The following is a 23,235-nucleotide window of genomic DNA, read 5'->3' on the forward strand; positions in this document are numbered from 1 at the left end:
CGCGCAGCGTCGCCAGCGTCAGATGGTGAAGCTGCTCGGCGACGGCTGATGCTCGTTTTCCTGCTGCAGTTGCGCGATCAGCGCCTGCTGCAGCTGCGTGCAGAGCTGTGGGTCCGATAGCGGCTGATTGTCGGCGTTGGTGACGAAGAACACGTCCTCGACCCGCTCGCCCAGTGTGGCGATCTTGGCGTTCTGCACCGACAGATCGAAGGCCAGGAACAGCTGCCCGACGCGGGCAAGCAGCCCGGGACGATCCGGCGCGATGATCTCAATGATCGTCTGCGGGCGCTGGGTATCGTTATGGATCGTGACCTGCGGCGGGAAGGCGAAGTGCTTGAGCTGGCGCGGCACGTGGCGCTGGATGATGGTGAGGTACTCGTCGGGATTGCGCACTGCGTCGATCAGGCCCTGGCGAATTTCCTCGATCCGCTCGCGGTTGTCGCCGATCGGCGTGCCGTCGGCGTCCAGCACGATGTAGGTGTCGAGCGTGAACTGGCTGCTCGAAGTGATGATGCGGGCATCGTGGATGTTCAGGTTGAGCTGGTCCATCGCCGCCACTGTCACGGCGAAGAAGTCGTGCTGGTCCGGCGCATAGATGAAGATCTGCGTGCCGCCCTCGAATTCGCGCTGCGTGGTTTCCTTGATCAGCACCAGCGGGCCGTTGTCTTCGCCGTGCGCGAGGATCGCCGCGGTATGCCAGGCCACGTCGCTGGCCGAGTGGCGCATGAAATAGTCGTCACCCAGTTGCGCCCAGAGCTGCTCGGCCTCGTCGGGGTCGCTGCCGTTGCGAACCAGTTCGTCCAGTGCGGCGCGCTGGGTCTGGCGGATCTGCTCCTCGCGCCCCAGCGGATTCTCCAGGCCGCGCTGCAACGCGCGCTGGGTGGCGGTGTGCAGCTGGCGCAGCAGGCTCGCACGCCAGGAATTCCACAGCGTCGGATTGGTCGCGTTGATGTCCGCGACGGTCAGCACGTAGAGATAGTCGAGATGCGTCTCGTCGCCTACCTGCTGAGCGAAATCGATGATCACCTGCGGATCGGAAAGGTCCTTGCGCTGGGCGGTCGTGGACATGACCAGGTGATTCTGTACCAGCCAGACGACCAGTCGCGTATCCCAGGCCGGCAGCTTGTGCCGGTTGCAAAACTGCTCAGCGTCCACTGCGCCCAGCTCGGAGTGATCGCCGCCGCGGCCCTTGGCTATGTCGTGATAGAGCCCCGCGATATAGATCAGCTCCGGCTTGGGCAGGCGCTCGATCAGCGCGCTGGCCAGCGGATACTTCTCCGCCACGCCCGGCTTGGTTAGCTTGCGCAGGTATTTGATGACATTGAGCGTGTGGGCGTCGACCGTATAGATGTGGAACAGGTCGTGCTGCATCTGTCCGACGATATGGCCGAATTCCGGGAGGTAGCGGCCGAGAATGCCGTAGCGGTTCATTCGCCGCAGGTTGCGATGGATGCCTTCCTTGCACTTGAACAGCTCGATGAACAGGCTGGTGTTGCGAATGTCGCTGCGAAAATCGTCGTCGATCAGGTAGCGATGATCGCGTAGTAGGCGGATGGTGTTGGCGCGTACGCCCTGAATCTGCGGATGCTGGGCGAGCAGGACGAACGTTTCCAGGATTGCGAACGGGGTGCGCTTGAAGACCGCCGGGTCGCGGACTTCGAGATAGTCGTCGCGCACCAGGAAACGGCTGTTGAGCTTGGTGCTCGGGCCGGAGTCGCCTTCCCAGAGGATGACCTCGGCGAAGTGCTGGCCGACCAGATCGCTCAGCTCGGCGACGCTCATCACCACCCGATAGTACTTCTGCATGAAGCGTTCGATGGCCAGCTTGGCGTCGCTATCCTCGTAGCCGAGCAGGGCGGCGAGCGAGCGCTGGTGGTCGAACAGCAGGCGATCCTCCGCACGTCCGGCCAGCATGTGCAGGCCGTAGCGTACCTTCCAGAGAAACTCCTGAGCGGCGGTCAGCAGGCTGAGTTCGCCCTCGGTGAGGAAGCCCTGATCGACCATGGCCTGCAGATCGAGCGTGCCGAATTGCCGACGGGCGATCCAAAGAATCGTCTGGATGTCGCGCAGGCCGCCAGGCGAGCGCTTCACGTTCGGCTCCAGGTTGTATTCGGTGTTGTTGTACTTGGAATGCCGCTGGCGCTGCTCGTTGCGCTTGGCGAGGAAGAAGTCTTTGCTTGGCCACATCACATCGGGTCGGGTGACTTCCAGCATCTTTTTACGCAGATGCTCGGGACCGGCGATGGTACGGCTTTCCATCAGGTTGGTGATGACGGTGAGGTCGGCACGCGCCTCTTCGGCGCACTCGGCGATCGAGCGCACGCTCTGGCCGACTTCCAGCCCGATGTCCCAGAGCAGGGTCAGAAACCCCTCGATCGACTCTCGGAATATCTCGTGATCGCTATCGTCGAGCAGGATCAGCAGGTCGATGTCGGAGTAGGGGTGCAGCTCGCCGCGACCGTAACCGCCCACCGCAACCAGGGCGATATCCGCGCCCTTGCTCCAGTCGAAGCGGCTCCAAGCGGCGCGCAGGATCTGATCGGTGAACCAGGCGCGGTCTTCGATCAGCCGGCGAATCTCTCGGCCGTCCCGAAAGCGTCTGTCGAGGACTTCGCGGGCCTGGCGGATGGCTTTCTTGAATGCGGCAATCGGGCTGGCCTTGAGCGCCAGTTCGGCCTGGAACTGGCTACGATCGAACAGCTCTGGATCAACCTGAGGCATGCGTACCCCCCGATGCCGTTAGAAATGGAAAGTTCAGGCCGAGGTGCGCGCGATGGTGTCGTCCCGGCGCAGGGTAAAGATCTCGTAGCCGCTGGCGGTGACCAAGATGGTGTGCTCCCACTGTGCGGACAGCTTGCGATCCTTGGTAATCGCGGTCCAGCCGTCACCGAGCAGGCGTGTTTCGGCGCGGCCCTGGTTGATCATCGGCTCGATGGTGAAGGTCATGCCTTCCTTGAGTTCCATGCCTGTGCCGGCGCGGCCGTAGTGCAGCACCTGAGGCTCCTCGTGGAAGACCTTGCCGATGCCATGGCCGCAGTACTCGCGCACGACGGAGAAGCCGTTCTTTTCGGCGTGTTTCTGGATCGCCTCGCCAATGTCGCCCAGGCGAACACCGGGACGGACCATTTCGATGCCTATATATAGGCACTCCTGAGTCACCTTGCACAGCCGCTGCGCCCATTCCGGCACTTGGCCGACGATGAACATCCGGCTGGTGTCGCCGTGGTAGCCGTCCTTGATCACGGTGATATCGATATTGAGGATGTCGCCATCCTTCAACGGCTTGTCGTTTGGAATTCCGTGGCAGACGACATGATTGAGCGACGTGCAGATCGATTTGGGGAAGCCCTTGTAGTTGAGCGGCGCCGGAATCGCCTGTTGCACGTTGACGATGTAGTCGTGGCAGAGGCGATCCAGTTCATCGGTGGTGACGCCGGCCTTGACATGCTCTTCGATCATTTCCAGCACCTCGGCGGCGAGCCGGCCGGCGATACGCATTTTCTCGATGTCTTCGGGCGTCTTGATGGTGACTGTCATGGGAACTCTCGGGCACGAAAGGAAAGGGCGGTATGGTAGCAGCTTGAGGCAGCAAGCCTGAAGCTGGGCGCTCGCCGTCGCTGGCCCGAGCCGCGCATCCAGCGTTCGCTTGTAGCCCGCGCAGGTTTTCTATGCTATAAAACGCGCCGCTCAGCGGGGACCTCCCCGTTGCGCTTGAACCCACACACGCGTCGACACGGTATCCTGGGTGCTCGAAAGAGTTGGATATCGGGACGCGTGGAGGCCTAACCCGACTTATTCGAGGACGTATCATGTCTCAAGTCACCATGCGCGATATGCTGAAGGCCGGTGTGCACTTCGGCCACCAGACCCGTTACTGGAACCCGAAAATGGACAAGTACATTTTCGGCGCGCGTAACAAGATCCACATCATCAACTTGGAAAAGACCCTGCCGATGTTCAACGACGCTCTGCGTTTCGTTGAGAAACTGGCAGCTGGCAAGAACAAGATTCTGTTCGTCGGTACCAAGCGTTCCGCCGGCAAGATCGTCCGCGAAGAAGCCGCTCGTTGTGGCTCGCCGTATGTCGATCATCGTTGGCTGGGCGGCATGCTGACCAACTACAAGACCATCCGCGCCTCGATCAAGCGTCTGCGTGAGCTGGAAGTCCAGTCCCAGGACGGCACCTTCGACAAGCTGACCAAGAAAGAAGCCCTGATGCGCACCCGCGACCTCGAGAAGCTCGAGCGCAGCCTGGGCGGTATCAAGGACATGGGCGGTTTGCCGGATGCGATGTTCGTCATTGACGTCGACCACGAGCGCATCGCCATCTCCGAAGCCAACAAGCTGGGCATTCCGGTCATCGGCATCGTCGATACCAACAGCAGTCCGGAAGGCGTTGACTACATTATCCCCGGTAATGATGACGCCATCCGCGCCGTGCAACTCTATCTGGGCTCGATGGCTGACGCTGTCCTGCGCGGTCGCCAGAATGCTGGTGCCGGTGCCGATGAGTTCGTCGAGGAAGTCGCTTCCGAAGCCGCTCAAGGCTGAGAGTGACGCTCTAGCGTGACACCCGATGGACAAAAAGGGGGCTAGGCCCCCTTTTTGCCACTTCCGAATTGATCGTCCGCGCTGTCGGGCGAATGGTTAGAAACCAATCGAGAGGATTCCGAACATGGCAGAAATCACTGCGGCGATGGTCAAAGAACTGCGCGAGCGCACCGGCCAGGGCATGATGGAATGCAAGAAGGCGCTGGTCGCTGCTGGCGGTGACATCGAGAAGGCCATCGACGACATGCGCGCTTCCGGCGCCATCAAGGCGGCCAAGAAGTCCGGCAACATCGCGGCCGAAGGCGCCATCGCTGTTCGCGTTGAAGGCGGTCGTGGCCTGATCATCGAAGTCAACTCGCAGACCGACTTCCTGGCCCTGCAGGACGACTTCAAAGCGTTCGTCAAGGACAGCCTGGACGAAGCTTTCGAGCAGAAGCTGACTGAAGCCGCTCCGCTGATCGCTTCGCGCGAATCCGCTCGCGAGGCGCTGGTTGCCAAGTGTGGCGAGAACGTCAACATTCGTCGTCTGACTGCGGTCGAAGGCGAAGTGGTGGGAGCTTACCTGCACGGCCATCGTATCGGTGTGCTGGTCACTCTGAAGGGCGGCGACGCTGAGTTGGCCAAGGACATCGCCATGCATGTGGCGGCCAGCAATCCGGCTGTTCTGAGCCCGGCGGACGTTTCCGAGGAGCTGATCGCCAAGGAGAAGGAAATCTTCCTGCAGCTCAACGCCGATAAGATCGCCGGCAAGCCGGAGAACATCGTCGAGAACATGATCAAGGGCCGTATCAACAAGTTCCTGGCTGAAGCCAGCCTGGTTGAGCAGCCTTTCGTCAAGGATCCGGAAGTCAAGGTCGGCGATCTGGCCAAGAAAGCCGGCGCACAGATCGTTTCCTTCGTTCGCTACGAAGTGGGTGAAGGCATCGAGAAGGCTGAAGTCGACTTCGCTGCGGAAGTGGCCGCTCAGGTCGCAGCCAGCAAGCAGTAATACCTCGGTTCCGCTGTCCCCGAAGAGGCTGCCCGCTTACGCGCGCGGCCTCTTTTTCAGAGAAGCGCACAAATTGTATTTACGCTTTATGCTCGCCGCCGGGCACCAAACTGCTCACGCAGTGTCCTAGCGCAGATATTTTTTGTCTGGCCAATCAATCTAGTCATTTGAACGCCGCAGGAGACACATGCCAATGGCTCAGCAGATGAGTTCACGCAATCCTCGCTACAAGCGCATTTTGCTCAAACTGAGCGGCGAGGCCCTGATGGGGTCCGAAGACTTCGGCATCGATCCCAAGGTGCTGGATCGTATGGCGCTGGAAGTCGGCCAGCTGGTCGGCATCGGTGTGGAGGTCGGCCTGGTCATCGGTGGGGGCAACCTGTTCCGCGGTGCCGCGCTTTCCGCTGCGGGCATGGATCGCGTCACTGGCGACCACATGGGCATGCTGGCAACGGTTATGAACGCGCTGGCGATGCGTGATGCGCTGGAGCGTTCGAATATCCCGGCATTGGTGATGTCTGCGATTTCCATGGTTGGTGTGACCGATCATTACGACCGGCGCAAGGCGATGCGCCATCTCAAGTCTGGCGAGGTCGTGATTTTCTCGGCTGGCACCGGCAATCCGTTCTTTACCACCGATTCGGCAGCCTGCCTGCGCGCCATCGAGATCCAGGCGGATGTCGTGCTGAAGGCGACCAAGGTGGACGGCGTCTATACAGCCGATCCATTCAAGGATCCAAACGCCGAGAAATTTGCGCAATTGACCTATGATGACGTGCTTGACCGCAAGCTGGGTGTCATGGACCTCACAGCCATCTGCCTGTGCCGCGACCACAACATGCCGCTGCGCGTCTTCAATATGAACAAGCCTGGGGCCCTGCTGAACATTGTGCTCGGTGGCGCCGAAGGAACCCTGATCGAGGAATCGAACGAATGATCAACGAGATCAAGCAAGACGCGCAGGAGCGCATGAAGAAGACTCTGGAATCGCTGGATAACGCGTTTTCCAAGATTCGTACCGGCCGAGCGCACCCAAGCATTCTCGACAGTGTCATGGTGTCCTACTACGGCGCCGATACGCCGCTGCGCCAGGTTGCCAACGTGATCGCCGAGGATTCGCGTACGCTTGCTCTGACCGTGTTCGACAAGAGCATGATCCAGGCGGTCGAGAAGGCGATCATGACCTCCGATCTCGGGCTTAACCCGGCAACCGCTGGTACCACCATTCGCGTACCGATGCCGGCGCTTACCGAAGAGACCCGCAAGGGCTTCACTAAGCAGGCTCGCGCCGAAGCGGAGAATGCCCGCGTCGCCGTGCGCAACATTCGCCGGGATGCTCTGGCGCAGCTCAAGGAGCTGGTGAAAGAGAAGGAAATCAGCGAAGACGACGAGCGCCGCGGGCAGGATGATGTCCAGAAGCTCACCGACAAGTTCGTTGCAGAGATCGACAAGGCGCTGGAAAGCAAGGAAGCCGATCTGATGGCGGTCTAATCGCCATCCTCGATCTCTAGCCGGCACAATGGACGAAACCGCTGCCGGACGCGGCAGTCCAATCGATGCATTTGGCCGGCTTTTGCTGCGCCTCTCATCGTTCGAAGCGTGTTTCAGCGCAAGTAGAGTTGTTTGATGGAAAAGGTCAGGCAGATCGCTGGGCGGAATATTCCCCGTCACGTGGCGATCATCATGGATGGCAATAACCGCTGGGCAAAGAGGCGCTTGTTGCCGGGTGTGGCTGGGCACAAGGCGGGTGTCGACGCGGTGCGCGCGGTCATCGAGGTGTGTGCCGAGTCCGGCGTGGAGGTGCTGACCCTGTTCGCTTTCTCCAGCGAGAACTGGCAGCGTCCCGCCGACGAGGTCGGTGCGCTGATGGAGCTGTTTCTCAGAGCGCTGCGCCGAGAAGCGCGCAAGCTGAACGACAATGGTATCCGCCTGCGGATTATCGGCGACCGCTCGCGATTCCACCCCGAATTGCAGGCGGCGATGCTCGAGGCCGAAGCGATTACCGCGCACAACCATCGTTTCATCCTGCAGGTCGCGGCCAACTATGGCGGGCAATGGGACATTCTCCAGGCCACGCGTCATCTGGCGGCCGAGGCTCAGGCCGGTCGCTTGAATCCGGATGAGATTACGCCTGCGCTGTTTCAGGGCTACCTCGCCACGGGCGATCTGCCGCCACCTGACTTGTGCATCCGCACCGGCGGCGAGCGACGCATCAGTAATTTCCTGCTGTGGCAGCTGGCTTACGCGGAGCTCTATTTCTCCGATCTGTTCTGGCCTGACTTCAAGCATCAGGCGATGCGTCGCGCCCTGGTCGATTTCGCCTCGCGTCAACGCCGTTTCGGCAAGACCGGCGAACAAGTAGAAAACGAGGTTAGAGCCGAATGCTGAAGCAGCGGATCATCACGGCGGCGCTATTGCTGCCCGTTGCCATCGTGGGTTTTTTCTATCTCGATGGCATCGCCTTCGCACTATTCATTGGGCTGGTCGTGACACTGGCCGCCTGGGAGTGGGCGCATCTCGCGGGTTTCAATGCACAGCCGGCACGCGTGGCTTACGCTGTTCTGGTCGTACTGCTGCTGGCGATGCTTTATCAGCTTCCAGCGCTGGCGCCCTGGTTGTTGGTTGCGGCGGTGCTCTGGTGGGGCGCGGCGACCGCGCTGGTGATCGGCTATCCGCGGAGCCGACGTTTCTGGGGTGGAGCGCCAGGCAGTCTGCTGATCGGTTTGCTGATTCTGCTGCCGGCCTGGCAGGCACTCCTGATACTCAAGCAATGGCCGTCCGGCAACTGGCTGATTATCGCGGTGATGGTTCTGGTCTGGGCGGCGGATATCGGTGCGTACTTTTCCGGCAAGGCATTCGGTCGGCGGAAGCTGGCGCCCGCGGTTAGTCCGGGTAAGAGCTGGGAAGGCCTCATCGGCGGCCTGCTGGCCAGTCTGGCCATCACGCTGGCAATCGGACTCAATCGTGACTGGAGCGCACGCGAGTTGGTGCTGGCCCTGCTTGGGGCGGCGTTGGTGGTGAGTGTTTCGGTGATTGGTGACCTGACCGAAAGCATGTTCAAGCGTAGCGCCGGAATCAAGGACAGCAGTCAGCTCCTGCCGGGCCATGGCGGGGTGATGGATCGCATCGATAGCCTCACCGCGGCCATTCCCCTGTTCGCAGTGCTGCTTTGGCTGGCAGGATGGGGTGCAAGGTGACGCGACCGCTGCTCGTTACGGTGCTGGGCGCTACCGGCTCTATCGGACTCAGCACGCTCGATGTGGTGGCGCGCCATCCGGAGCGTTACCAGATCTTTGCCCTGACGGCATTCACACGGATGGCTGATTTGCACAAGCTGTGCTTGTTGCATCAGCCACGCTACGCGGTGGTGGCGGAGGAGGCGCAGGCGCGTGTCCTGCAGTCGGAACTGGCGCGCGATGGCGTGTCCACGCGGGTTTTGGTGGGTGAAGGCGGGCTGTGCGAGGTGGCGGCTCATCCGGAGACGGATGTGGTGATGGCTGCGATTGTTGGCGCCGCCGGCCTGCGTCCCACCCTGTCTGCCGTACAGGCTGGCAAGCGCGTCCTGCTTGCCAATAAGGAAGCGCTGGTGATGTCCGGCGGTCTGTTCATGCAGGCGCTGCGTGACAGTGGAGCGGTGCTGTTGCCTATCGACAGCGAGCACAACGCGATCTTTCAGTGCCTGCCGCGCGATTATGCGCGGGGTATGGCTGAGGTCGGTGTGCGACGGATTCTGCTAACCGCATCCGGCGGTCCTTTTCGCGAACTACCGGCAGCGGCTCTCGCCAGTGTCACGCCCGAGCAGGCATGTGCGCATCCGAACTGGTCCATGGGACGCAAGATATCGGTCGACTCCGCCAGTATGATGAATAAAGGGCTCGAACTGATCGAGGCGTGCTGGCTGTTCGATGCCCGCCCTGATCAAGTCGAAGTGGTAGTGCACCCGCAAAGCGTGATTCATTCGATGGTCGACTATGTCGACGGCTCGGTGCTCGCGCAGTTGGGTAATCCCGATATGCGTACGCCCATCGCCCATGCGCTGGCCTGGCCCGAGCGTATGGATTCTGGCGTATCCGCGCTCGATTTGCTGCGCATCGGTAGGCTCGAGTTTCAAGCTCCGGATGAACAGCGCTTTCCTTGTCTACGCCTCGCCCGACACGCCGCGGAGGCGGGCGGTACCAGTCCGGCGATGCTCAATGCGGCCAACGAAGTGGCTGTCGACGCGTTTCTCGATCGGCGAATTCGTTTCACTGAAATCGCGGGTATCATCGGTGATGTGCTGGATCGCGAGGCATCGGTTCCGGCTCGCTGCCTTGAGGACGTACTGACAGCAGATCGGCAGGCTCGGGCTCTCGCCGGATCCTGGCTCGATCGTCACGGGCGTTAGCCTGGAGGATTCGATGGGCACGCTTTACATGATTGTCGGCACTCTGGTCGCCCTGGGTGTGCTGGTTACGTTTCACGAGTTCGGGCATTTCTGGGTAGCGCGGCGCTGCGGCGTCAAGGTCCTGCGCTTTTCGGTCGGCTTCGGTAAGCCGCTACTGTGCTGGTCGGATCGTCACGGCACTGAGTTCGTGATTGCCGCGATTCCCTTGGGCGGCTACGTCAAGATGCTCGACGAGCGAGAGGCCGAGCTGCCGGAGGCATTGCTCGGTGGTGCGTTCAATCGCAAGTCCGTGCGTCAGCGCTTCGCTATCGTTTCGGCCGGACCTCTGGCCAATTTTCTACTCGCTCTGGTGTTCTTCTGGCTGCTGGCAATGCTCGGCAGTGAGCAGGTGAGGCCCGTCATCGGCGCGGTAGAGGCAGGCAGCCTTGCCGAACAGGCGGGGCTGGCGGCAGACGAGGAAATCCTGGCCGTCAATGGCAAGCGGGTGGCGGGCTGGGGAGAGGTCAATCTGCAGCTGGTTCGGCGTCTCGGTGAAAGCGGCCAGCTGGACCTGACGGTGCGCGAGCTGGGCGCTTCGCAGGAGCAGCACCGCCGGATTGTGCTGCATGAGTGGCTGAAGGGTGTCGAGGAGCCGGACCCGATCGGTGCGCTCGGTATTCGTCCGTGGCGTCCTCAGGTGGTCCCTGTAATCGCGCAGCTTGACCCCGAGGGGCCGGCACAAGCGGCCGGCGTCGCTCTTGGCGATCGTCTGCTGAGCCTGAATGACCAGTCGCTGGGAGACTGGCAGCAGGTTATCGACCGGGTCGGGAGCCTGCCAGGTCAACCGGTTCGCTTGATTGTTGAGCGGGAAGGCCGACAAGAGGAAATCACATTGACGCTCGGCGTCCGCGGCGAGGGGGCGGCTGCTCGGGGTTATCTCGGTGCGGGTGTCGCTGCGGGCGAGTGGCCCGCCGAGATGCTGCGCGAGGTTAGCTTCGGCCCGCTCGAGGCATTGGCCGAAGGGGGCAGGCGAACCTGGGCAATGAGCCTTCTGACGCTCGATTCGCTGAAGAAAATGCTGCTCGGAGAGCTGTCGGTAAAAAACTTGAGCGGCCCGATAACCATTGCTAAAGTGGCGGGCGCTTCTGCCCAGTCGGGTCTGGGGGATTTCCTGAATTTCCTCGCCTATTTGAGCATTAGTCTGGGGGTTCTCAATCTTCTGCCTATCCCGGTACTCGACGGGGGCCATCTGCTCTTCTATTTGGTCGAGTGGGTTCGAGGCCGGCCTTTGTCGGATCGAGTCCAGGGGTGGGGGATGCAGATCGGTATCACACTGGTCGTCGGAGTGATGCTGCTGGCGCTGGTCAACGATATCGGCCGTCTGTGACGCGGGCTTCTGAATGTCGTTGCACCAATCGCGAGTTCATTTTTTCAGGTTTGAATAAGAAAGGACTTCATGAAACGTCTGCTGCTACCTGCGGTAATTTCCGCGTTGATGATCGCCGAAGTTCACGCTGAGTCCTTTACCATCTCCGATATCCGGGTCAACGGTTTGCAGCGGGTTTCCGCCGGTAGCGTATTCGGCGCGCTGCCGCTGAATGTAGGCGATGCCGCCGATGACGGACGCCTGGTCGAGGCCACCCGCGCGTTATTCAAGACTGGCTTCTTTCAAGACATCCAGCTCGGTCGCGAAGGTAACGTGCTGGTAGTCAGCGTGGTCGAGCGACCATCGATTTCGGCCATCGAAATCGAAGGCAACAAGGCAATCAAAACGGAGGACCTGCTAGCCGGACTGCAGCAGTCGGGTCTTGCCGAGGGCGAGATCTTCCAGCGCGCCACCCTCGAGGGAGTACGCAACGAGCTGCAGCGTCAGTACGTCGCGCAAGGCCGCTACTCGGCTACCATCGAAACCGAGGTGGTTGCGCAACCACGCAATCGCGTGGCCCTCAAGATCAAGATCAATGAAGGCTCGGTCGCCGCCATCAAGCACATCAACGTCGTAGGTAATACGGTTTTTCCTGAAGAGGACCTGATCGACCTGTTCGAGCTGAAGACCACCAACTGGTTGTCCTTCTTCCGCAACGATGACAAGTACGCCCGCGAAAAGCTCTCCGGCGACCTCGAACGGCTGCGCTCCTATTACCTGGATCGCGGCTACATCAACATGGATATCACTTCTACCCAGGTATCCATCACCCCCGACAAGAAGGATGTCTACGTCACGGTCAACATCGCCGAAGGCGAGCGTTATACCGTGCGAGAAGTCAAACTCAGCGGTGACCTCAAGGTGCCCCAGCAGGAGGTAGAGGCACTGCTGCTGGCCAAGGAAGGGCAGGTCTTCTCACGCAAGGTAATGACCACTACGTCCGAGCTGATCACTCGTCGTCTGGGCAACGAGGGCTACACGTTCGCCAACGTCAACGGCGTGCCGCAGGCACATGACGAAGACAATACCGTTTCGATCACCTTCGTGGTCGATCCGGGTAATCGTGCCTATGTCAATCGCGTCAACTTCCGAGGCAATACCAAGACCGAGGACGAAGTGCTGCGGCGTGAAATGCGCCAGATGGAGGGTGGCTGGGCCTCGACCTATCTGATCGATCAGTCCAAGACCCGTCTGGAGCGTCTTGGTTTCTTCAAGGAGGTTAACGTCGAGACTCCGCAGGTGCCGGGCACCGAGGACCAGATCGACGTCAACTACAGCGTCGAAGAACAGCCGTCCGGCTCGATCATGGCCAGTGTTGGTTTCGCTCAGAACGCCGGCCTGATCCTGGGTGGTTCGATCAGCCAAAACAACTTCCTGGGCACTGGTAACCGTGTGTCACTCGGTCTGACGCGCAGTGAATACCAGTCGCGCTACAACTTTGGTTTCGTCGATCCCTACTGGACCGAAGACGGTGTCAGCCTGGGCTATAATGCGTTTTATCGCACCACTGACTACGATGAGCTGGATTACGACGTTTCCAGCTATTCCGTCGATAGCTTGGGTGGCGGTGTGAATATCGGCTACCCGATCAGTGAAACGGCGCGCCTGTCGTTCGGTTTGTCGGTGCAGCAGGACGATCTGGACACCGGTCGTTACACGGTCGATGAAATCTACGACTTCATGGACGAAGAGGGCGATAGCTTCCTCAATTTCAAGGGTTCGATAGGCTGGTCGGAATCGACGCTCAATCGCGGCGTTCTCGCCACGCGCGGTCACTCGCAGAGCCTGGTCTTCGAAACGACGCTACCGGGCAGCGATCTGTCGTTCTACAAGCTCGACTACAACGGCCAGCTGTTCGTTCCGATGAGCAAGGATTACACGCTGCGCATGCACACCCGTCTGGGTTACGGTGACGCCTACGGCTCGACCTCGCGGCTGCCGTTCTATGAGCACTACTACGCAGGCGGTTTCAACTCCGTGCGCGGCTTCGAGGACAGCAGTCTTGGACCACGCAGTACGCCAAGCCGAGCGTATGATTCTTCTGGGAACCTGCTGCCGGAAGGCTCCTGTGACTCCTCGGGGCGCTGCACCGATGATCAGGATCCATTGCCCTTCGGCGGCAACGTGCTCGTCCAGGGCGGTCTGGAGGTGCTGTTCCCGATGCCGTTCGTCAAGGATCAGCGCTCGCTTCGCACTTCCGTGTTCTGGGACGTCGGTAACGTCTTCGATACCAACTGTCCTTCTGGCTCGGAAGATTGCAGCGACATCGACTTCGGCGATATGGCCAGCTCGGTGGGCGTCGGTCTGACCTGGATCACGGCGATGGGGCCGCTGAGCTTCAGCCTGGCGATGCCGGTGATGAAGCCGGACGATGCCGATACCCAAGTCTTCCAGTTCTCGCTTGGGCAAACATTCTAATACTGCAGCGCTGCGCTTCAGTGTCTTTTCAGGAGTGGTGTATACCGTGCGTAAGTTGACTCAGTTGTTCCTCGTCGTCGCGGCTCTGGTTGCGACTCCGGCCTTCGCCGAGATGAAGATCGCGGTGATGAACTATCAGATGGCTTTGCTCGAATCCGATGCGGCCAAGCGTTACGCAGTGGATGCCGAGAAGAAGTTTGGCCCCCAGCTGAACAAGCTCAAGACCTTGGAGAGCGATGCCAAACGCATCCAGGATCGTCTGGTCAAGGATGGCGACAAGATGCAGCAGGCGGAGCGCGAGCGTCTGGAGCTGGAGTTCAAGCAGAAGGCTCGCGACTTCCAGTTCCAGTCGAAGGAGCTGAACGAGGCCAAGGCGGTTGCTGATCGGGACATGCTCAAGCAGCTCAAGCCGAAGCTTGATCAGGCCGTGGAAGAGGTCATCAAGAAGGGTAATTACGATCTGGTGTTCGAGCGTGGCGCGGTGGTCGATGTCAAACCCCAGTTCGACATCACCCGCCAGGTCATCGAGCGTATGAACCAGCTGCGCTGATCATGTCTTCTATCGTGTATACGCTCGGCCAGCTGGCCGAGCTGTTGGGAGCCACGCTGAGTGGCGATGCGGCTCTGCCGATCCACGGTCTGGCCACGCTGCAGGACGCGGGACCGCAGCATCTCACCTTTCTGGCCAATGCCCAGTATCGCAAGTTCCTTGAAGATACCTGTGCCGGCGCGGTGCTGCTAACGCCGGAGGATGCCGCCGGCTATAGCGGCGCCGCATTAGTTATCGAGAACCCCTATCTGGCCTACGCCCGAGCCTCGCATCTGTTCGAGACGCGACCGGCGGTTGCGGCCGGCATTCATCCGAGCGCGATCATTGCAGCGGACGCTCAGGTCGATCCTTCGGCCTGCATCGGTGCCTATGCGGTAATCGAGGCGGGCGCCTGGATCGGCCCTGATGTGGTAATCGGCGCCCAGTGCTACATCGGTGCACGCTGCCGCATCGACGAGGGTGGGCGGTTGGCGCCGCGTGTCACGCTGTACCACGATGTCAGAATCGGCAAGCGGGTGGTTATTCAGTCCGGCGCGGTGATCGGCGGCGAGGGCTTCGGCTTCGCCAACGCAAAGGGCGTGTGGCAAAAGATCGCTCAGATTGGCGGCGTTACCATCGGCGATGATGTTGAGATTGGCTCCAATACCACCATCGATCGCGGAGCGTTATCCGATACGCTGATCGGCAACGGCGTCAAGCTGGATAACCAGATCATGATCGCGCACAACGTGCAGATCGGAGACAACACCGCTATGGCGGGCTGCGCGGGTATCTCCGGCAGCACCAAGATTGGCCGTAACTGCATGATCGCGGGCGGTGTCGGCATGGTTGGACACATCGAAGTCTGCGATAACGTCTTCGTGACCGGTATGACGATGGTGACGCGTTCGATCACCGAACCGGGCAGCTATTCGTCCGGTACGGCGATGCAAACGGCAGCCGAATGGCGCAAGAGCGCGGCGCGTATTCGCCACCTCGATGATATGGCGCGTCGCCTGCAACAGTTGGAAAAGCGCCTCGCCGCCGTGACCCCGGATGGGGATACGGCTTCTGATGCCTGAGCTATCTCCCCGATCGCCGTCTTTTTCAAGGGTAGTGCCTGCCTGCGCCGGCGGCGCGGGCGATGGCGGCTCCCATACTCATTTACGGGCTTTTTGCTGACATGATGGATATCAACGAGATTCGCGAATACCTGCCTCACCGCTACCCGTTCCTGCTGGTAGACCGTGTGGTCGAGCTGGATACGGACGCCAAGCGCATTCGCGCATACAAGAACGTGACCATCAACGAGCCGTTCTTCAATGGCCATTTCCCGCAGCATCCGATCATGCCGGGCGTTCTGATCATCGAGGCGATGGCGCAGGCCGCCGGTCTGCTGGGCTTCAAGATGATGGGCGCGACGCCTTCGGATGGGACCTTGTACTACTTCGTCGGTTCCGACAAGCTGCGCTTTCGCCAGCCGGTGCTGCCGGGCGACCAGCTGGTCCTCGAGGCGAAGTTCCTCAGTGTTAAACGCGGCATCTGGAAGTTCGAGTGCCAGGCCAGCGTCGATGGCAAGGCGGTTTGCTCGGCCGAAATCATCTGTGCGGAACGCGAACTATGACTTTGATCGACCCTCGTGCCATCGTCGATCCCACGGCCAGACTGGCGGATGACGTCCAGGTCGGACCGTGGTCAATCATCGGGCCGAATGTCGAAATTGGTGAGGGAACGGTGATCGCGTCGCACGTGGTCATCAAGGGGCCGACCGTGATCGGCCGGCATAACCGGATCTTCCAGTTTTCCTCCGTCGGCGAGGATACGCCGGATCTCAAGTACAAGGGCGAGCCGACACGGCTGGTGATCGGCGATCACAATGTGATTCGTGAAGGCGTGACGATCCATCGCGGTACCGTACAGGATCGTTCCGAGACGACGCTCGGCGATCACAACCTGATCATGGCCTACGCGCATATCGGCCACGACAGCGTGATCGGCAACCACTGTATTCTGGTCAACAACACGGCACTGGCGGGCCATGTCCACGTTGGCGACTGGGCGATCCTTTCCGGCTACACGTTGGTGCATCAGTTCTGCCATATCGGCGCGCACAGCTTTTCCGGCATGGGAACCGCCATCGGTAAGGACGTGCCGGCGTTCGTCACCGTGTTCGGCAACCCTGCCGAGGCGCGCAGCATGAACTTCGAGGGCATGCGCCGGCGCGGCTTCAGCGATGAGGCCATTCATGCGCTGCGCTGTGCCTACAAGGTGGTTTACCGCAAGGGGTTGACTGTCGAGGCGGCGCTGGCGGAGCTGGCGGAGGACGCCAAGACGTTTGCGGAGGTGGCGATGTTTCGTGACTCCATCCAGGCCTCGACCCGCGGTATTACCCGCTGATATGCGCGTGCCGCTGAAGGTTGCGCTGGTTGCCGGTGAGTCGTCCGGTGACATTCTCGGCGCCGGATTGATGCAGGCGCTCAAGGCGCGTCATCCTGATGTGCAGTTCATTGGCGTCGGTGGCGCTCGAATGGAAGCCGAAGGCCTGACGTCGTACTTTCCGCTCGAGCGTCTGGCAGTGATGGGGCTAGTGGAGGTGCTGGGGCGACTTCCCGAGTTGCTGGCGCGACGCCGGCGGCTATTGCGTGACCTGCTTGAGGCGCGACCGGATGTGTTCATCGGTATCGATGCACCGGACTTCAATCTGGATCTCGAGCTCAAGCTTCGTCGTGCGGGTATTCGCACCGTTCACTACGTCAGTCCCTCGGTGTGGGCCTGGCGGCAGAAGCGGGTCTTCAAGATTCGCGATGCCTGCGACCTCATGCTGACGTTGTTTCCGTTCGAGGCAAAGTTCTATGAGGAGCACCGGGTTCCGGTGCGCTTCGTTGGACATCCGCTGGCCGACACGATTCCGCTGCACACCGAGCGTGAACCGGCGCGTCAGGCGCTGGGTCTGCCTGCGCAGGGAATGGTTGTTGCCTTGTTGCCGGGAAGTCGGGGCGGCGAAGTGGCACGTCTCGGCGAGCTGTTCCTGGCTGCGGCCGAGCGCCTGCGTGCGGTGCGTCCGGGGGTGCGTTTTGTGCTGCCCTGTGCCAGCCCTGAACGTCGTACGCAGCTGGAGGCCATGCTGGCCGGGCGTGACCTGCCGCTGACCCTGGTGGATGGGCGTTCTCACGAAGCGCTGGCAGCGTGCAACGCTGTGCTGATCGCGTCGGGCACGGCAACGCTGGAGGCCTTGCTGTTCAAGCGCCCTATGGTTGTCGCCTACAGTGTGGCACCGTTGACTTTCCGTATTCTCAAGCGGCTGGTGAAAAGCCCTTACGTGGCCTTGCCTAATCTGCTGGCGCAGCGCCTGTTGGTGCCTGAGCTGCTGCAGGAAGCGGCGACCCCCGAGGCGCTGGCCCAAGCTCTGTCACCGCTGCTCGACAACGGCGATGTGCAGACCGAGGACTTCGACCGGATCCACCGCACCCTGCGCTGCGAGGCCTCCAGCCAGGCGGCCGACGCGGTGCTTGGCCTGATCGGGCAAGGCTGATGCAGTTAGGACTCGACTTCGATCTGGTGCAGGAGCTGGTGGCTGGCGTCGACGAGGTCGGGCGCGGCCCGCTGTGTGGCCCGGTGGTCACCGCGGCGGTGATCCTCGATCCATTGCGACCGATTCAGGGGCTCAATGATTCGAAGAAACTCAGCGAAGCCCGGCGTGAGGTGCTGTTCGACGAGATTCAGGAAAAGGCGCTGGCATGGTGCATCGCTCGCGCCGAGGTGGAAGAGATCGATCGACTGAACATTCTGCACGCCACCATGTTGGCAATGCAGCGAGCGGTAGAAGGGCTCAGTGTGTTGCCGCGACTGGCGCTGATCGATGGCAACCGCTGCCCGGTTCTGTCGGTGCCCAGCGCGGCGGTGGTGCAGGGCGATGCCAGCGTGCCGGCGATCGCTGCCGCCTCGATTCTCGCCAAGGTCAGCCGCGACCGGGAAATGCAGGCCCTGGATCTGGTTTACCCGGGCTACGGGCTGGCCGGTCACAAGGGGTACCCGACTCCGGCGCATCTCCAGGCGTTGGAAAGTCTAGGGCCGACGCCCATCCATCGGCGCTCCTTCGCGCCGGTGCGCGTGCTGCTTGAGCGAGCCGCACTCACATGCACCGCCGCGGCGGTTGGCGAACTGGTCAGCTGATCGCCAGCTGTCACAGCGCCTTCTGGCGCCATTCCGCGGCCCGTTGACCGGCTTTCCGTTACAATCGTCGGCTTGTCACCGTCGCTTCCGGGATTCGTTCATGTCTGTTTCGTTCGTCCATCTTCGTCTGCATACCGAGTTTTCGCTGGTCGACGGTCTGGTGCGCGTCAAGCCACTGACCAAGGCGGTCGCCGGCACCGGCATGCCGGCCGTGGCGGTGACGGATCAAAGCAACATGTGTTCGCTGGTCAAGTTCTACAAGGCGGCGCAGGGCGCCGGGATCAAGCCCATCTGCGGCGCCGACATCTGGCTGGCCAGCCGTGAGGAGGATGGTCCGCTGAGTCGGTTGACGTTGCTGGTGATGGACGCCAAGGGGTATCGCAACCTCACCGAGCTGGTTTCCCGTGGCTGGACCGAAGGCCAGCGCAATGACCTGGTCGTCATCGAGCGCGACTGGGTCAAGCAAGCGGCGGAAGGTTTGATCGCACTGTCAGGAGCCAAGGAGGGGGAGATCGGCCAGGCCCTGCTCAATGGTGACGAAGGGCTGGCCGAGGCGTTGCTGAAGGAATGGAGCGAGGTGTTTGCCGAGCGCTTCTACCTGGAAGTGCAGCGCACCAGCCGGGTCAACGACGAGGAGTATCTCCATGCCGCGGTGGCGCTCGCCGGGCGCTGCGGTGCGCCGCTGGTGGCGACCAATGACGTGCGCTTTCTCCGGCAGGAAGATTTCGAGGCCCATGAGACGCGAGTCTGCATCGGCGAGGGGCGCACCCTCGATGACCCGCGTCGCCCGCGCAACTATTCCGACCAGCAGTATCTGAAGACCCCGGAGGAGATGGCCGAGCTGTTCGCCGATCTGCCGGAGGCACTGGAAAACACCGTCGAAATTGCCAAGCGCTGCAACATCGAAGTCCAGCTGGGCACCTACTTCCTGCCCAACTTCCCGGTGCCCGCCGGGATGACCATTGATGACTACTTGCGCCAGGTCTCTTACGAGGGGCTGGAAGAGCGTCTGGAAGTCCTGCTGCCCAAGGACACGCCCGATTACGCGGCGAAGAAGCAGGTGTACATCGACCGCCTCGAGTTCGAATTGGGCACCATCATCCAGATGGGCTTCCCAGGGTACTTCCTGATCGTAATGGACTTCATCAAGTGGGCGAAGAACAACGGCGTGCCGGTGGGGCCTGGCCGGGGTTCGGGCGCTGGCTCGCTGGTTGCCTACGTGCTGAAGATCACCGACCTCGACCCGCTGGCCTACGATCTGCTGTTCGAGCGCTTCCTCAACCCCGAGCGGATTTCGATGCCCGACTTCGACGTCGACTTCTGCATGGATGGCCGCGACCGTGTGATCGACTACGTGGCCGAGGCCTATGGGCGCAACGCCGTGAGCCAGATCATCACCTTCGGCTCGATGGCGGCCAAGGCAGTGGTGCGCGACGTCGCGCGGGTGCAGGGCAAGTCCTATGGTCTGGCCGATCGCTTGTCGAAGATGATTCCCTTCGAAGTCGGTATGACCCTGGAAAAGGCCTACGAGATGGAGGAGCCGCTGCGCGATTTCCTTGCCGTCGACGAGGACGCCCGGGAAATCTGGGACATGGCGCTCAAGCTCGAAGGCATCACCCGCGGCACCGGTAAGCACGCTGGCGGTGTGGTCATCGCTCCGACCAAACTCACGGATTTCGCGCCGATCGCCTGTGACGAGGAGGGTGGCGGCCTGGTGACCCAGTTCGACAAGGACGATGTCGAGCAGGCCGGCCTGGTCAAGTTCGACTTCCTCGGCCTGCGCACCCTGACCATCATCAAGTGGGCGCTGGAAACCATCAACCGCGAGCAGACTAAGAAGGGGCTGGAACCGGTCAATATCGACTTCATCCCGCTGGACGACAAGCCGACCTACCAGCTGCTGCAGAAGGCCGAGACCACGGCCGTGTTCCAGCTCGAATCGCGCGGCATGAAGGAGCTGATCAAGAAGCTCAAGCCCGACTGTCTGGAAGACCTCATCGCACTGGTGGCACTGTTCCGCCCCGGCCCGCTGCAGTCGGGCATGGTGGACGATTTCATCAACCGCAAGCACGGTCGTGCCGAAGTTTCCTATCCGCACCCGGACTACCAGTACGCGGGCCTGGAGCCAGTGCTCAAGCCCACCTACGGCATCATCCTGTATCAGGAACAGGTGATGCAGATCGCCCAGGTCATGGCCGGCTATACCCTTGGCGGCGCAGACATGCTGCGTCGCGCCATGGGCAAGAAGAAGCCGGAAGAAATGGCCAAGCAGCGCGGCGGCTTTATCGAGGGCTGCGCCAATAACGGTATCGATGGGGAGCTGGCGGGCAACATCTTCGATCTGGTGGAGAAATTTGCCGGCTACGGTTTCAACAAGTCGCACTCGGCCGCCTACGGCCTGGTCTCGTACCAGACCGCCTGGCTCAAGGCGCATTACCCCTCGCCGTTCATGGCCGCAGTGCTCTCGGCGGATATGCACAACACCGACAAGGTGGTGATCCTCATCGAGGAATGCCGCAGCATGAAGCTGCGCATCGATCCGCCCGATGTGAACGTCTCCGAGTTCAAGTTCACCGTCAACGACGATGGCCGCATCGTCTACGGCTTGGGCGCGGTCAAGGGCGTCGGCGAAGGCCCGGTCGAAGCGATCGCCGAGTGCCGCGCCGCAGGCGGACCATTCAAGGATCTGTTCGATTTCTGCAGTCGCGTGGACCTGAAACGCATCAACAAACGCACGCTGGAAGCGCTGATCCGTTCCGGTGCGCTGGATCGCCTCGGGCCGTACTTCCATGAGGAAGCCAAGGCCTATCAAGCCAACATCGACCGTAATCGCGCGGTGCTGCTGGCGGCGATGGAAGAGGCGGTGCAGGCCGCCGAGCAGACGGCACGCAGCGAAGAAAGCGGCCACATGGACCTGTTCGGCGGGCTGTTCGCCGAACCCGAGGCGGATGTCTACGCCAATCACCGCAAGGCGCGTGAACTGTCGCTCAAGGAGCGTTTGAAGGGGGAGAAAGATACCCTCGGGCTGTATCTCACCGGCCATCCCATCGACGAGTACGAGGGCGAGGTGCGGCGCTTCGCCCGGCAGCGCATCGTCGACCTGCGGCCGGCGCGTGACACCCAGACCGTCGCCGGGCTGATCGTCAACCTGCGGGTGATGAAGAACAAGAAAGGCGACAAGATGGGGTTCATCACTCTTGATGACCGCTCCGGACGTATCGAGGCATCGCTGTTCGCTGAAGCCTTCAACACCGCTCAGGCGCTGCTGCAGACGGATGCGTTAGTGGTGGTTGAAGGCGAAGTCAGCAACGACGATTTCTCTGGAGGCCTGCGCCTGCGGGCCAAGCGGGTGATGAGTCTGGAGGAGGCGCGTACCGGGTTGGCCGAAAGCCTGCGGGTCAAGGTTGCCAGCGAGGCGCTCAAAGGCGATCGGATGCGCTGGCTTGCCGATGTATTCGGGCGGCATCGTGGTGCCTGTCCAATCACGCTCGAGTACACCGGGGCCGATGCGCGTGCGCTGCTGCAGTTCGGCGAGAACTGGCGTATCGATCCGGCAGACAACTTGATTCAGGCGTTGCGTGACCAGTTCGGACGCGACAACGTCTTCCTGCAATACCGATGACGGGTGGTCGCTGCCGAGCACCCTGATCCTCTTGGCACTGCTCGCGTAGTGCCAGAACGGCCCGGTCTCGATCGGGTCATGGTTCCGAACAATTTTTGTTCGACCTCGAAGCGCCGCTCCCGTAAGGTATGGCGCAAAAAACGGAACAGCCTCCCGGCCGCCTGGCCGTCGACGCATGACGGATGCCTATGAACCCGAATTTTCTCGATTTCGAACAGCCGATTGCCGACCTGCAAGCCAAGATCGAAGAGTTGCGCCTGGTCGGCAACGATAACTCGCTGAACATCGGCGACGAGATTGCCCGCCTGCAGGACAAGAGCGAATCGCTCACCGAAAGCATTTTCGGCAATCTGACCAGCTGGCAGATTGCCCGCCTGGCCCGCCACCCGCAGCGTCCTTACACGCTGGATTACATCAATCATTTGTTTACCGAGTTCGAAGAGCTGCACGGAGATCGTCATTTCTCCGATGACGCGGCCATCGTTGGTGGCACGGCTCGCCTGAACGGTCAGCCGGTAATGGTGATCGGTCACCAGAAGGGTCGTGAAGTGCGCGAAAAGGTGCGCCGCAATTTCGGCATGCCGCGTCCAGAAGGCTATCGCAAGGCTTGCCGCCTGATGGAAATGGCCGAGCGCTTCAAGCTGCCGATCCTGACCTTCATCGACACTCCAGGCGCCTATCCGGGCATCGACGCCGAGGAGCGCAACCAGAGTGAGGCTATTGCCTGGAATCTGCGTGTGATGGCGCGCCTGAAGACGCCGATCATCGCCACGGTAATTGGCGAGGGCGGTTCCGGCGGTGCGTTGGCCATTGGCGTCTGCGACCAGCTGAACATGCTGCAATATTCCACCTACGCGGTCATCTCGCCGGAAGGCTGCGCCTCGATTCTCTGGCGCACCGCCGAGAAGGCACCGGAGGCGGCCGAGGCGATGGGTGTGACCGCTGAGCGTCTGAAGGACCTGGGCATCGTCGACAAGGTGATTCCCGAGCCACTCGGCGGCGCACATCGCAATCCGGCGGCGATGGCGGCCTCGATGAGCCAAGAGCTGATCAAGCAGCTCGATATGCTCAAGTCGCTGGACACCGACAAGCTGTTGGCGCGTCGTTACGAGCGTCTGATGAGCTACGGCATCGCCTGATTGCGCCGTCATCCAGGCGATACCAAC

The 23,235-nt window shown here is 61.3% G+C and carries 19 protein-coding genes; 17 read left to right on the forward strand and 2 right to left on the reverse strand.

The genetic code is table 11. The annotated features are described in order from the left end of the window. Positions 1-18: 18 nt before the first annotated feature. Positions 19-2,721, reverse strand: a complete 2,703-nt coding sequence (locus HU825_RS12455; protein ID WP_234302139.1) for a [protein-PII] uridylyltransferase — start codon at positions 2,719-2,721, stop codon at positions 19-21. A 33-nt stretch (positions 2,722-2,754) separates the two neighbouring features. Next, positions 2,755-3,537: a type I methionyl aminopeptidase gene (gene map, locus HU825_RS12460; RefSeq protein ID WP_234302140.1), complete on the reverse strand. Its 783-nt coding sequence runs from the start codon at positions 3,535-3,537 to the stop codon at positions 2,755-2,757. A gap of 272 nt (positions 3,538-3,809) precedes the next feature. On the opposite strand from map, the gene rpsB reads away from it, so the two are divergent. The 17 genes from rpsB to HU825_RS12545 all read left to right on the forward strand — a co-directional run bounded on the left by rpsB (position 3,810) and on the right by HU825_RS12545 (position 23,208). Next, entirely contained in the window at positions 3,810-4,550 is a 741-nt protein-coding gene (gene rpsB, locus HU825_RS12465; protein WP_008566876.1) for a 30S ribosomal protein S2, read from the forward strand. Between the two features lie 124 nt (positions 4,551-4,674). Then, the gene (tsf, locus tag HU825_RS12470; RefSeq protein WP_054095316.1) at positions 4,675-5,538 is read left to right on the forward strand and encodes a translation elongation factor Ts; all 864 of its coding nucleotides are present in this window, start codon (positions 4,675-4,677) and stop codon (positions 5,536-5,538) included. Between the two features lie 193 nt (positions 5,539-5,731). Beyond that, on the forward strand, positions 5,732-6,475 hold the full coding sequence (gene pyrH, locus HU825_RS12475) for a UMP kinase (RefSeq protein ID WP_043296530.1): 744 nt from the start codon (positions 5,732-5,734) through the stop codon (positions 6,473-6,475). After that, positions 6,472-7,029: a ribosome recycling factor gene (gene frr / locus HU825_RS12480; protein ID WP_043296528.1), complete on the forward strand. Its 558-nt coding sequence runs from the start codon at positions 6,472-6,474 to the stop codon at positions 7,027-7,029. Before pyrH ends, frr begins: the two co-directional genes overlap by 4 nt. A 135-nt stretch (positions 7,030-7,164) precedes the next feature. Continuing rightward, the gene (gene uppS, locus HU825_RS12485; RefSeq protein WP_043296526.1) at positions 7,165-7,926 is read left to right on the forward strand and encodes a polyprenyl diphosphate synthase; all 762 of its coding nucleotides are present in this window, start codon (positions 7,165-7,167) and stop codon (positions 7,924-7,926) included. Beyond that, on the forward strand, positions 7,920-8,735 hold the full coding sequence (locus HU825_RS12490) for a phosphatidate cytidylyltransferase (protein ID WP_043296524.1): 816 nt from the start codon (positions 7,920-7,922) through the stop codon (positions 8,733-8,735). Before uppS ends, HU825_RS12490 begins: the two co-directional genes overlap by 7 nt. After that, the gene (gene ispC, locus HU825_RS12495; protein ID WP_043296522.1) at positions 8,720-9,922 is read left to right on the forward strand and encodes a 1-deoxy-D-xylulose-5-phosphate reductoisomerase; all 1,203 of its coding nucleotides are present in this window, start codon (positions 8,720-8,722) and stop codon (positions 9,920-9,922) included. Before HU825_RS12490 ends, ispC begins: the two co-directional genes overlap by 16 nt. A gap of 13 nt (positions 9,923-9,935) precedes the next feature. Beyond that, positions 9,936-11,288, forward strand: coding sequence for an RIP metalloprotease RseP (gene rseP, locus HU825_RS12500; RefSeq protein ID WP_234302141.1), 1,353 nt, complete (start codon positions 9,936-9,938; stop codon positions 11,286-11,288). Between the two features lie 69 nt (positions 11,289-11,357). Beyond that, complete coding sequence (gene bamA / locus HU825_RS12505; protein WP_043296517.1) at positions 11,358-13,745, forward strand: outer membrane protein assembly factor BamA; 2,388 nt, start codon at positions 11,358-11,360, stop codon at positions 13,743-13,745. Between the two features lie 46 nt (positions 13,746-13,791). Beyond that, positions 13,792-14,295 carry an OmpH/Skp family outer membrane protein gene (locus HU825_RS12510; protein ID WP_003290720.1) on the forward strand — a complete coding sequence of 168 codons (504 nt, stop codon included), beginning with the start codon at positions 13,792-13,794 and terminating at the stop codon, positions 14,293-14,295. Then, positions 14,295-15,356, forward strand: coding sequence for a UDP-3-O-(3-hydroxymyristoyl)glucosamine N-acyltransferase (gene lpxD / locus HU825_RS12515; RefSeq protein WP_156113655.1), 1,062 nt, complete (start codon positions 14,295-14,297; stop codon positions 15,354-15,356). Before HU825_RS12510 ends, lpxD begins: the two co-directional genes overlap by 1 nt. Positions 15,357-15,457: 101 nt before the next feature. Beyond that, positions 15,458-15,898 carry a 3-hydroxyacyl-ACP dehydratase FabZ gene (fabZ, locus tag HU825_RS12520; RefSeq protein WP_043296514.1) on the forward strand — a complete coding sequence of 147 codons (441 nt, stop codon included), beginning with the start codon at positions 15,458-15,460 and terminating at the stop codon, positions 15,896-15,898. Further along, on the forward strand, positions 15,895-16,671 hold the full coding sequence (gene lpxA, locus HU825_RS12525) for an acyl-ACP--UDP-N-acetylglucosamine O-acyltransferase (RefSeq protein WP_008566889.1): 777 nt from the start codon (positions 15,895-15,897) through the stop codon (positions 16,669-16,671). Before fabZ ends, lpxA begins: the two co-directional genes overlap by 4 nt. Before the next feature lies 1 nt (position 16,672). After that, positions 16,673-17,806: a lipid-A-disaccharide synthase gene (lpxB, locus tag HU825_RS12530; protein ID WP_054095312.1), complete on the forward strand. Its 1,134-nt coding sequence runs from the start codon at positions 16,673-16,675 to the stop codon at positions 17,804-17,806. Further along, positions 17,806-18,447, forward strand: coding sequence for a ribonuclease HII (gene rnhB, locus HU825_RS12535; protein ID WP_043296511.1), 642 nt, complete (start codon positions 17,806-17,808; stop codon positions 18,445-18,447). The genes lpxB and rnhB overlap by 1 nt, the downstream gene beginning before the upstream one ends. A 100-nt stretch (positions 18,448-18,547) precedes the next feature. After that, positions 18,548-22,069 (forward strand): DNA polymerase III subunit alpha, encoded by a 3,522-nt coding sequence (dnaE, locus tag HU825_RS12540; protein ID WP_054095311.1) that lies wholly within the window; start codon positions 18,548-18,550, stop codon positions 22,067-22,069. A gap of 188 nt (positions 22,070-22,257) precedes the next feature. Beyond that, positions 22,258-23,208, forward strand: coding sequence for an acetyl-CoA carboxylase carboxyltransferase subunit alpha (locus HU825_RS12545; RefSeq protein WP_043296507.1), 951 nt, complete (start codon positions 22,258-22,260; stop codon positions 23,206-23,208). Positions 23,209-23,235: the final 27 nt, after the last annotated feature.

Origin of the sequence: Pseudomonas phenolilytica, assembly GCF_021432765.1 — a bacterium.
GTDB lineage: Bacteria > Pseudomonadota > Gammaproteobacteria > Pseudomonadales > Pseudomonadaceae > Stutzerimonas > Stutzerimonas phenolilytica.